Below are 10,829 nucleotides of genomic sequence, written 5' to 3'. Positions count from 1 at the left end.
CCACATTGATCTCTACCTTCAACATCACCATGCAATTCGGGGCGAAGCCCCTGTTTGAAAACGTTTCGGTCAAATTCGGCGACGGCAACCGCTATGGTTTGATCGGCGCTAACGGCTGCGGCAAGTCGACCTTCATGAAAATTCTCGGTGGCGATCTGGAACCCTCTGCGGGCAACGTTTCGATCGACGCCGGCGAGCGCCTCGGCAAGCTGAGCCAGGATCAGTTCGCCTACGAGGACAGCGTGGTGCTCGACGTGGTGATGATGGGCAACACCGAACTGTGGCAAGTCAAGCTGGAAAAAGCACGATCTACGCCAATCCGGAAGCGACGGAAGATGACTACATGCGCGCCGCCGAACTGGAAATCCAGTTCGGCGAGCTAGACGGCTACACCGCCGAATCGCGTGCCGGCGAACTGCTGATCGGCGTCGGCATTCCGGTCGAGATGCACACCGGCCCGATGAAGGAAGTCGCCCCCGGCTTCAAGCTGCGCGTGCTGCTGGCGCAGGCGCTGTTTTCCGATCCCGATATTTTGCTGCTGGACGAGCCCACCAACAACCTCGATATCAACACCATCCGCTGGCTGGAGGACATGATCAACGCGCGCGCCAGCACCATGGTCATCATCTCCCACGACCGGCACTTCCTCAACAGCGTGTGCACCCACATGGCCGACCTGGATTTTGGTGAGATTCGTATTTATCCCGGCAACTACGACGAGTACATGATTGCCTCGACGCAGGCGCGTCAGCGGATGCTTTCCGATAACGCCAAGAAAAAGGAAATGGTGGTCGAATTGCAGGCCTTCGTCGCCCGCTTTTCCGCCAACGCATCCAAGGCACGTCAGGCAACCAGCCGCGCCAGGCAGGTCGACAAGCTCAAGTCGGGCATGGTCGAGGTCAAGCCTTCCAGCCGGCAGAACCCCTACATCCGTTTCGAAACCGACGACCGGGAAAAACTGCACCGCCAGGCGGTGGAACTGCTGGATGTCGCCAAAGGTTACGACAAGGTACTGTTCCACGGCCTCAACCTGCTTCTCGACGCTGGTCAGCGCCTCGCCATCATCGGCCCCAACGGCGCCGGCAAATCCACCCTGCTGAAAACCCTGGTGGGCGAGATCGAGCCCGACCAGGGCAACGTCAAGTGGCCGGATAAGGCCAAGATCGGCTACTTCGCGCAGGATCATCACTCCGACTTCGAGGATGACATGACCCTGTTCGAATGGATGGAGCGCTGGGGCCGCAAGAGCGACGACGACCAGATCATCCGCGCCACCCTCGGCCGACTGCTGTTTACCGGCGACGACTCGAAGAAATCGGTCAAAGTGCTGTCCGGCGGCGAAAAAGGTCGCATGCTCTACGGCAAGTTGATCCTGGAGCGGCCCAACGTGCTGGTGATGGACGAACCGACCAACCATATGGACATGGAATCGATCGAATCCCTCAACCTCGCGCTGGAGCAGTTCAAGGGCACGCTGATCTTCGTCAGTCACGACCGCCAGTTGATCTCATCGCTCGCCACCCAGGTGCTGGAACTCGACGGCAAGGGCGGCTTCAAGCATTTCTCCGGCGACTACGAGGAATACCTGCACAGCCAGGGCATCGAGGCATAAAACCCGCTACCCGGGTAGTCCAGAGGGAATCCGCTGAGTCCTTAAAGGCTTACTCGGCCAGCAGGGGCGTGACCAGATCCTCCAGCCGGGCGTAATGAACCTGCCCGCTGATTTTCTTGCGAATGCGGCCCTGCTTGTCGATCAGAAAAGAGGTCGGCAGACGGCTTACCCCGCCGAAGGCAGCGGCATGCCGTGCTTCCGCCATCGCCGCCGGAAAATGGTAGCCCTCTTTCTCCATGAACTGACGCACAGGTTCCAGCGCGTCATCCTGGCTCAGGGCCAGAATTTCGAAGCCCTGTGCCTTGTAATTGCGATAAAACCGCTCCATGTCGGGCATTTCGTGGCGGCAATAAGGGCACCAGGTGGCCCAGAAATTGACCAGCACCACCTTGCCGCGCAGCTGTTCCAGACTGGTTTGCCGGCCGTCCAGCAACACCACTCCCACCTCCGGAGCTGCACGGTTTTCGTCCGACACCCACGCCGGCGGACGGAACCAGACATAGGCAATCAGCCCGAGCAGCACCAGCGTTAGCCAGTCCGGCCGGTATTTTTTGACCCGCACCCACATGTTGCCTGCTTTCACCCACACTCCCGATAAGTTATAGTTGCTCCGGATTTTAACATTGGAACCCGACATGCTCTGGATCAAAGCATTTCACATCATCGCCGTAGTGACCTGGTTCGCCGCGCTGTTCTACCTGCCGAGACTGTTCGTCTATCACGCCATGAGTGAAGACGCCGTCAGCATCGCACGTTTCAAGGTCATGGAGCGCAAGCTCTACCGCGGCATCATGACGCCCAGCGCGATGCTGGCGGTTACGCTCGGCCTGTGGCTGTGGCTCGGCTTCGGTTTTTCCGGCGGCTGGCTGCACGCCAAGCTGGCGCTGGTGACGGTGTTGCTGGTTTACCACGTGTATTGCGGCAAACTGCTCAGGAACTTCCGAGATGACCGCAATCAACACGGCCATGTTTTCTACCGCTGGTTCAACGAATTTCCGGTGCTGATACTGGTAGCCGTGGTGATCCTGGTCGTCGTCAAACCGTTTTGATTCCCTTGCGGTAAACACTCTCGATCCGCTCGCGATACTTTTCGTGCACCGCATTGCGCTTGACCTTGAGGGTGGGTGTCAACAGGCCTTCCGCCAGCGTCCACGGCTCCGGCAAGGCAATTACCCGACGCACCCGCACCCAGCGTGAAAATGATTTGAGCCGGGCATTGGCGTGTTTGATCAAAGTTCTTTCATCGCTTTCCTGGGTCACGGCCAGCAGCACCAGATAGGCGCGCCCTTCACCAACCAGCATCACCTGCTCGAACAAAGGGTCGTCGAGAATCGCCATTTCCGCATCCTGGGGCGACACTTTCTCGCCATTGGACAGCACCAGAATATCCTTGGTGCGGCCCTTGATAATGATTTTGTCGGCCGGGATTTCCACCAGATCACCGGTATTCAGCCAGCCATCCGCATCCAGCACTTCCGCAGAGGCTTCCGGATTATGCCAGTAGCCCAGCATCACTGAGGGCCCGCGCACCAGCAGTTCACCCACGTCATTGACTCTGACCTCCACGCCCGGCAAGGGTGCGCCTACCGTAATCGGGTCATTGTCATACTCGCGGTTGCCAGCCACTATGGGCGATGCTTCGGTCAGGCCGTAACCCTGGAGCATGTTTAGCCCCAGGCCAATGAATGATTGCGCCACGCGTAACTCCAGCGGCGCGCCGCCTACCACCGCCAGGCGCATGCGCCCGCCGAGCCGGTTCAGTACCGGGCCGGCAACCAGGGGTTGCAACAGCTGGAACAACGCCTGCTCCACTTTGCCGGAGCGGCGCTCGAATTTACGCCAGCCCAGCGCTACCGTGAGAGAAAACAGCGCGCGTTTGAGTGGAGAAGCGGTTAATGCCTGCTCGATCCGAGCGAGAAAGCGCTGAAATACCCGTGGCACGGCAACCATCACCGTCGGTTTGAGGAAAGCCAGGTCCTCCGCCAGTTGGTTGATGGAACGGGCATAGGCCACCGGCACCCCGGCCTTGAGCGGCACATAATAGCCACAGGTGCGCTCGAACATATGGGAAAGCGGCAACACCGAAATCAACAGATCGCCAGGATGCAGGCTGACCACTTCCAGCGCCGCCGCCACGTTGCTAAGTATGTTGCGATGGGACAGCATCACGCCCTTGGGCCGCCCGGTGGTGCCGGAAGTGTAAACGAGAGTGGCAAGCAAGTTTTCGTCCAGGTCCTGCACCTTAAACGCGCTCCCATTTTCAGGCAACCAGCGGCAGGCCGGGATGGCGGGGGCGGGCACGTCTCCGTGCAAACAGATGATGGTGGGAAGGGTGGGCATCGCCCGAATCAGGGCATCGAGCAGACGGGTATTTTCCAGCACCAGCAAACGCGCGCCGGAGTCTGCCAGGCACCAGGCCAGGTTTTCCGGATTATCGTCCGCATACAGCGGCACCACCACCAAGCCCAGACCCAGCGCAGCCTGATCGATTGCCACCCAGTTGACACTATTCTTCAGGCACAGCGCAATACGGTCGCCCGGTTCATAATCTGCGGCACGGAAGGACTGTTGCCAGCGAGCCGCCAGGGCCATCACCTCATGAGCAGAAAAGTCGCGCCAGGTGTTGTCTGCATACTGGCGGTAAAGGATGACTTGCGGGTTAGCGCAGTGCTGTTCAAGCAAGCCGGCGAGGTTAACCATGAGGGGGCCTTCAACTGTAGCCCGGATGGGGAGTGCAATCCGGGCTACATGCTGCTAAACGATATCCAGATGTTCGAGTCCGCTCATCAGGTCGGCATCCTTGGTAGCTTTGCCGTGGAGCTTGATCTTGAGACGCAGATCGTTGACAGAATCAGCGTTTCTGAGCGCATCCTCGTAGTTGATCAGATCGGCCTCATAGAGCTTGAACAACGCCTGATCGAAAGTGATCATACCGAGTTCGTTGGACCTGGCCATGAGCTCCTTGATCTCGTGGACCTCGCCCTTGAAGATCAGATCGGCAATCAGCGGCGAGTTGAGCATGATCTCGACCGCCGCCACCCGTCCTTTGCCGCCAACCTTGGGGATGAGGCGCTGCGACACGAACGCCTTGAGATTCAGGGACAGGTCCATCAGCAGTTGCTGGCGCCGTTCCTCGGGAAAGAAGTTAATGATCCGGTCGAGCGCCTGGTTAGCGCTGTTGGCATGCAGAGTAGACATGCACAAGTGACCGGTTTCAGCGAAGGCGATGGCATATTCCATGGTTTCGCGGTCGCGGATCTCACCAATCAGGATCACATCCGGCGCCTGGCGCAGGGTGTTTTTCAGCGCCGCATGCCAGGAATCGGTATCCACGCCGACCTCGCGCTGGGTCAGGATACAGTTGAGGTGCGGATGCACGTATTCGACCGGATCCTCGATGGTGATGATGTGGCCGTAGCTGTTCTGGTTGCGGTAGCCGATCATTGCAGCCAGGGAGGTGGATTTCCCCGAACCGGTGCCGCCGACAAAAACCACCAGGCCGCGCTTGGTCATCGACACGTCCTTGAGCACGCCAGGCAACCCCAGATCTTCGAAATTGGGGATCTCGGTGGTGATGGTGCGCAGCACCATGCCGATCCGCCCCTGCTGGATAAAGGCGCTGACGCGGAAACGTCCGATATCCGCCGGACTGATGGCGAAGTTGCACTCCTTGCTCGCCTCGAACTCGGATGACTGCTTGTCGTTCATGATTGAACGCGCAAGTTCCTTGGTATGCTGCGGCGTCAGCCTCTGATTGGAAACCGGCGTCATCTTGCCATCCACCTTGATGGCAGGCGGGAAATCGGCGGTGATAAACAGATCCGAGGCCTTCTTCGACAGCATCAACCGCAACAGGTCGTGCATGAATTTGACTGCTTGATCGCGTTCCATAGTGCGTTTCCTTAACCTGGAAAGGTGTCTTTGTTTGAGGCCTTGGTACGAGCTTCAGCCGAGGACACGACGTTGCGTTTGACCAGTTCGGTAAGATTCTGGTCCAGCGTCTGCATGCCGATATTTCCGCCGGTCTGAATCGCCGAGTACATCTGAGCGATCTTGGCCTCACGAATCAGGTTGCGGATCGCGGGCGTGCCGATCATGATCTCGTGCGCCGCTACCCGACCGGTACCGTCCTTGGTCTTGAGCAGGGTTTGCGAAATGACCGCACGCAGGGATTCCGACAGCATCGAACGCACCATATCCTTTTCCGCGGCCGGAAACACGTCCACGATCCGGTCGATGGTCTTGGCGGCGGAACTGGTGTGCAGGGTACCGAACACCAAATGGCCGGTTTCCGCTGCAGTCAGCGCCAGGCGGATGGTTTCCAGATCACGCAACTCGCCCACCAGAATCACGTCCGGATCCTCACGCAAGGCTGAGCGCAGGGCGTTGTTGAAGGACAGCGTATGCGGCCCGACCTCGCGCTGGTTGATCAGGCACTTTTTGCTCTCATGCACGAACTCAATCGGATCTTCCACTGTCAGGATATGGCCGAAATCCTTTTCGTTGATGTGATTGACCATCGCTGCCAAGGTGGTGGATTTACCCGATCCGGTCGGTCCGGTCACCAGCACGATACCGCGCGGCTGCTCGGAAATTTCCTTGAAAATCCCCGGACATTTCAGCTCTTCCAGGCTCAGCACTTTCGATGGAATGGTACGAAACACCGCAGCAGCGCCGCGGTTCTGGACAAAAGCGTTGACGCGAAAGCGCGCCAGATTGGGAATCTCGAAAGAGAAGTCGACCTCCAGATTTTCCTCGTAGAATTTGCGCTGACCATCGTTCATGATGTCGTACACCATGCCGTGAACATCCTTGTGCTCCAGCACCGGCACGTTGATGCGGCGTACGTCGCCATGCACCCGGATCATTGGCGGCAAGCCGGATGACAGGTGCAGGTCGGAGGCCTTGTTTTTTACCGAAAAGGCAAGCAAATCCGAGATTTCCATTATAATTTCCCTTATGCACAAACGCGTCCCCCCATTATGACAACACTATCAAACGCATTGCAAGCAGTGCGGCTGCGCATTTCACAGGCTGCCACAGAGGCTGGGCGGCCCGTTGCGGGCATCCAGCTGCTGGCGGTCAGCAAAACCTTTCCCGCCTCCGCGGTGCGCCTAGCCTACACGGCCGGACAGCGCGCCTTCGGCGAAAGCTACGTTCAGGAGGCCATGGATAAAGTTGAAGCGCTCAGCGATTTGCCGCTGAAATGGCATTTTATCGGCCCGATCCAGAGCAACAAAACACGCCCGATTGCCGAAAATTTTGCCTGGGTACACAGCCTGGATCGGGCCAGGATTGCCGACCGGCTGTCTGCAGGCCGGCCATCCAATCTGCCCGACCTGCAGGTGTGCCTGCAGGTCAACGTCAGCGGAGAATCCAGCAAAAGCGGCGTTACGCCGGAAGATTTGTTGTCCCTGGCACGCTATGTACAGGCCTTGCCGCGCCTGAAATTGCGCGGACTGATGGCGATTCCCGAGCCATCCGACAACCCGGTGGATCAGCGCCTTGCTTTCGCCCGCCTGCGCCAGCTACTTGAGCAGCTCAATGCTCAAGGCTTTCAACTCGACACCTTGTCGATGGGCATGTCGGACGATCTGGAAGCGGCAATAGCCGAGGGTGCAACGATCGTGCGGGTGGGGTCGGCAATCTTCGGGGAACGGGAAAAGCTTTAAACATTCACCGCAGAGGCGCTGAGACGCGGAGAACGGCATGGTTTCTACCCGCATTGTTTTTCTCGGCGTCTCAGCGCCTCTGCGGTTAGCGATTGCTGTTTTTAGGATTAATCATGAACATCACTTTTATCGGCGGCGGCAACATGGCCGGAGCACTCATTACCGGCCTGCTGCAAAAGGGCTTCGATCCTGCAGCCATCAGCGTGGTTGAAATCTCCGCGGAAAGCCGCGCCCAACTGAGTGAAAAATTTGGCATCGCCACCCACGAGGAAATCAGCGCAGCATCCGTTGCCTCCGACGTCATTGTGCTGGCAGTGAAGCCGCAGCAACTGTGCAGTGTTGCTACGCAACTGCACGGCCTGCTCGACGGCAAGCTGGTCATTTCCATCGCCGCGGGGGTGCGTAGCGCCGATCTCTCTCTATGGCTGGGCGACCATACTGTAATCGTTCGCGCCATGCCGAATACGCCGGCGATGGTGCTGGCGGGGGTGACCGGCCTCTACGCTATGCCCGGCGTGCCAGAGACCAACGTCGCCAGGCCGAAATCATACTTGGTGCAGTGGGTACGACACTGTGGCTAGAGAAGGAAGCGCAAATTGACGCCGTCACCGCCATTTCCGGCAGCGGACCAGCCTATGTCTTCCTTTTCATCGAAGCATTGCAGGAAGCCGCTGCAGAACTGGGCTTCACCCCGGATCAAGCGCGCACCCTCAGCCTGGAAACCTTCCTCGGTGCCGCCAAGCTTGCCAGTCAAAGTACCGAGGATGCCGCCACCCTGCGAGCCCGCGTCACTTCCAAGGGCGGCACCACCGAGCGCGCCATTCTTGTGATGGAGAATGCCGGCATCAGGCAGATCATCGGCCAAGCCGCGCAGGCTGCCAGCCTGCGCTCTCGCGAGTTGGGGGAAGAATTGGGTAAAATGGGTTCCAGAGGGACAATTTGACCATGCTAAACCAAGCCTTCCAGTTCCTGATCGAGACCCTGCTAGGCCTGTTTGTGCTGGCTACGCTGCTGCGCTTCTACCTGCAATGGGCCCGCGCACCATTCCGCAATCCGGTCTCGCAGTTCATTGCGGCGCTCACCGATTTTGCCGTGAAACCGCTGCGTCGGTTCATTCCCGGCCTGTTCGGGCTGGATCTGGCTTCCCTGGTGCTGGCGTGGCTGGTGGAATACGTCATTCTGCTCGTTGTGTTCTGGCTGGGTGGCCTGTTCCTGCTTAAGGCCGGACCTTCCGTTTTTCTAGCCATCGCCTTCCTGGCAGTGATCAAGCTGCTGAAAATAAGCATCTATATTTTGCTTGGCGCGGTCTTCATCCAGGCAATTCTGTCCTGGACCAACCCGCACACGCCCCTGGCACCGGTTCTAAGTCGGCTGACCGATCCGTTCCTCCTGCCGCTACGCAAGGTAGTCCCGCTTTTTGCCAATGTCGATCTTTCTCCACTACTGCTGTTCATCATCTGCGAACTTCTACTGATGGTGCCTGTAGCTTGGCTGGAAAGCCTCGCCATGCAACTTGCCTGATATATGGCTGACTGGTATCAGCTCAGGGAAGACCGCCTCACTCTCACCGTGCACGTGCAACCCGGAGCCAAGCGTACCGAAGTGATCGGGTTACACGGCGATGCGTTAAAAATCAGGGTCGCTGCCGCTGCCGTGGAAGGGCAGGCCAACACCAGGCTGCTGGATTTTTTGCGCAAGGCATTCAAGGTTCCGGCCAGCCGGATTAGCCTGAAGCACGGCGAACATGCGCGCCGCAAGGTAGTGGAAATCCTGGGTTCGTCTCTTGCGCCGGAATTATTGTTGCCTGGGTTGAACACCCCATGACTGACACCTTGCTGCCATACATTGAGCTGGCTAGCGCGCTGGAAGCCTGCCTGTCCTTGCCGGATACGCCCGAGCTGCTCGACCCGCAGTTGCTGCGGCGCGCCCATGAACTGCTGGATATCCTGAAAACCACTCTGCCTGATGCCACTAATTTTGCTCAAATGAGCCTGATTACGGAAACCGTCCACGCAGGCGTGCAGCGCCGGTATGCCGAACTGCATCACGAACAAAACACATTGACCAGCCTGATCAGCAAAAACCGTGAGGTCGCAGATCAACTGGAGCAAAGTCTGCGGGCAGACCAGTACCTGAGCCAGGAGGCATGGAATAGCTTCGACATCGCGCGCAAACTCATTGCGAGGCAAGGTGGCATACTTCTCACCCACCTCGACAGCATACAGGTCGAACGACTGGTAGCAAAAAATCTGAATGAAATGCTTAAAAGTCCCACCACAAGTGCACTTACCCAGGCAATGCATTCACTTATAAGGGAGGCTTCTACCTTGTTTGAAGGTTTCGAGCGCCAAAATCGTCAAATCATGAGTGTGGTCGAAGCCGTATACACCCGATTCAATCAACTGCCCGGTTTTACACTTGGCCCTCCCCAACTTTCCAGCCTGGAAAATTACCGTCAGGACTTAGAGCAACTCGGTGAAAAAACTGCTGAATTCTGCCGCCGCCCGATCAACCTGATGACAGACAAAGCCAGCCTGGCAAAGAAATTCGGCATGGAAGTGGTGGTGCCACTGCGCGATCTGTTCACGCAGTTAAAAACAGAAACCGACTGGTGGCTAAGAGAGCTGTCCATCCCGATTCAGGAGCAAATCCAGGTAAAAAAAGTCGCCCTGGAGAAATGCGAAGAAGACGTCAGCATGATCCGTGACCAGATCACTACCCTGGAGGCACGGAAGGAAGAAACGGAAATCGCACTCTCTCGGCTGCACCAACAGGAAGCAGCGGTCGAGCGAATAATGGCGCTCACGCAAACATTCCCATTTGAGAAACCGGCCCAATAGATCTATACTGACTAGTCTGACTAGTTAGTATAGGAGACCTGCCATGCAGGCATGGCAACTGCAAGAAGCGAAAGCCCGCTTGAGCGAGGTAATTCAGAAAGCGATTAACGAAGGGCCGCAGGACATCTCCCTGCGGGGGCGCCCGGCGGCGATGATCCTTTCTCATGCCGATTATGAGATGCTAACCCGACCCAAGCCTTCCTTCACCGCCTTTCTGCGCGACTCCCCCCTGCACGGCGTTGAACTCGAATGGGAGCCGGACACCGCCCTCACCCGCGAGGTTGGACGATGAGCTACCTCATCGACACCAACGTCATTTTCGAACTCGCCCGAGCCAAGCCCGATCCACGAGTGGTGGAATGGTTTAATACCATACCGGATTCTGCCCTGTACTTGAGCGTCCTGACCTTGGGGGAATTGCGTAAAAGAGTGGAGAAGATGCCGGATGCAAACCGCCGGGAAAAACTGCGTCTGTGGCTGGAAAACGACTTGCCTGCCTGGTTCGGCGATCATCTATTACCTGTAAACGCCGCCATCGCCGACCGGTGGGGCCGCCTGCAGTCCGAAACCACTCGCCCCCTTCCCTCTGCCGATAGCCTGCTGACGGCCACCGCCCTGCATCACGACTTGCGGATAGTCACATGCAACGATAAGGATTTTGAGGTCCCGGGTTTGGTGGTGGTAAATCCGTGGAAGGATTAGTTT

Annotated in this window: 11 protein-coding genes and 2 pseudogenes; 9 read left to right on the top strand and 4 right to left on the bottom strand. The window is 57.8% G+C overall.

Annotated features, from left to right (window positions below; translation table 11 throughout):
• Positions 1–5: 5 nt before the first annotated feature.
• Positions 6–1,612: pseudogene (locus tag SCD_RS00390) on the top strand (ABC-F family ATPase).
• A 49-nt stretch (positions 1,613–1,661) separates the two neighbouring features.
• Here SCD_RS00390 and SCD_RS00385 read toward each other — a convergent pair.
• Entirely contained in the window at positions 1,662–2,195 is a 534-nt protein-coding gene (locus tag SCD_RS00385) for a TlpA family protein disulfide reductase (RefSeq protein WP_232504420.1), read from the bottom strand.
• Positions 2,196–2,247: 52 nt separating this feature from the next.
• Between SCD_RS00385 and hemJ the strand changes: the two genes are divergently transcribed.
• Entirely contained in the window at positions 2,248–2,661 is a 414-nt protein-coding gene (gene hemJ, locus SCD_RS00380) for a protoporphyrinogen oxidase HemJ (RefSeq protein ID WP_009207130.1), read from the top strand.
• Here the strand turns inward: hemJ and SCD_RS00375 are convergent.
• Genes SCD_RS00375 through SCD_RS00365 form a run of 3 tightly spaced genes read right to left on the bottom strand, consistent with a single transcriptional unit; the run spans position 2,648 to position 6,558 of the window.
• Positions 2,648–4,312 carry an AMP-dependent synthetase/ligase gene (locus SCD_RS00375; RefSeq protein WP_009207131.1) on the bottom strand — a complete coding sequence of 555 codons (1,665 nt, stop codon included), beginning with the start codon at positions 4,310–4,312 and terminating at the stop codon, positions 2,648–2,650. The two genes, hemJ and SCD_RS00375, sit on opposite strands and share 14 nt — an antisense overlap.
• Before the next feature lie 54 nt (positions 4,313–4,366).
• Entirely contained in the window at positions 4,367–5,503 is a 1,137-nt protein-coding gene (locus SCD_RS00370; protein ID WP_009207132.1) for a PilT/PilU family type 4a pilus ATPase, read from the bottom strand.
• Between the two features lie 11 nt (positions 5,504–5,514).
• Entirely contained in the window at positions 5,515–6,558 is a 1,044-nt protein-coding gene (locus SCD_RS00365; RefSeq protein WP_009207133.1) for a type IV pilus twitching motility protein PilT, read from the bottom strand.
• 36 nt (positions 6,559–6,594) lie between these two features.
• Here SCD_RS00365 and SCD_RS00360 point away from each other — a divergent pair, with 36 nt between their 5' ends.
• The 7 genes and pseudogenes from SCD_RS00360 to SCD_RS00330 all read left to right on the top strand — a co-directional run bounded on the left by SCD_RS00360 (position 6,595) and on the right by SCD_RS00330 (position 10,826).
• Positions 6,595–7,284, top strand: a complete 690-nt coding sequence (locus tag SCD_RS00360; protein WP_041673261.1) for a YggS family pyridoxal phosphate-dependent enzyme — start codon at positions 6,595–6,597, stop codon at positions 7,282–7,284.
• A gap of 113 nt (positions 7,285–7,397) precedes the next feature.
• Positions 7,398–8,227, top strand: a pseudogene (gene proC / locus SCD_RS00355) (pyrroline-5-carboxylate reductase).
• A 2-nt stretch (positions 8,228–8,229) separates the two neighbouring features.
• Positions 8,230–8,805 (top strand): YggT family protein, encoded by a 576-nt coding sequence (locus SCD_RS00350; RefSeq protein WP_009207137.1) that lies wholly within the window; start codon positions 8,230–8,232, stop codon positions 8,803–8,805.
• 3 nt (positions 8,806–8,808) lie between these two features.
• Positions 8,809–9,108, top strand: coding sequence for a DUF167 domain-containing protein (locus SCD_RS00345; protein WP_009207138.1), 300 nt, complete (start codon positions 8,809–8,811; stop codon positions 9,106–9,108).
• Positions 9,105–10,124 carry a hypothetical protein gene (locus SCD_RS00340; protein WP_009207139.1) on the top strand — a complete coding sequence of 340 codons (1,020 nt, stop codon included), beginning with the start codon at positions 9,105–9,107 and terminating at the stop codon, positions 10,122–10,124. The genes SCD_RS00345 and SCD_RS00340 overlap by 4 nt, the downstream gene beginning before the upstream one ends.
• Positions 10,125–10,167: 43 nt before the next feature.
• The gene (locus SCD_RS00335; protein WP_009207140.1) at positions 10,168–10,416 is read left to right on the top strand and encodes a type II toxin-antitoxin system Phd/YefM family antitoxin; all 249 of its coding nucleotides are present in this window, start codon (positions 10,168–10,170) and stop codon (positions 10,414–10,416) included.
• Positions 10,413–10,826 (top strand): type II toxin-antitoxin system VapC family toxin, encoded by a 414-nt coding sequence (locus tag SCD_RS00330; RefSeq protein ID WP_009207141.1) that lies wholly within the window; start codon positions 10,413–10,415, stop codon positions 10,824–10,826. Before SCD_RS00335 ends, SCD_RS00330 begins: the two co-directional genes overlap by 4 nt.
• Positions 10,827–10,829: the final 3 nt, after the last annotated feature.

Source organism: Sulfuricella denitrificans skB26 (assembly GCF_000297055.2).
GTDB lineage: Bacteria > Pseudomonadota > Gammaproteobacteria > Burkholderiales > Sulfuricellaceae > Sulfuricella > Sulfuricella denitrificans.
This window is presented reverse-complemented; position numbering and strand designations above follow the sequence as displayed.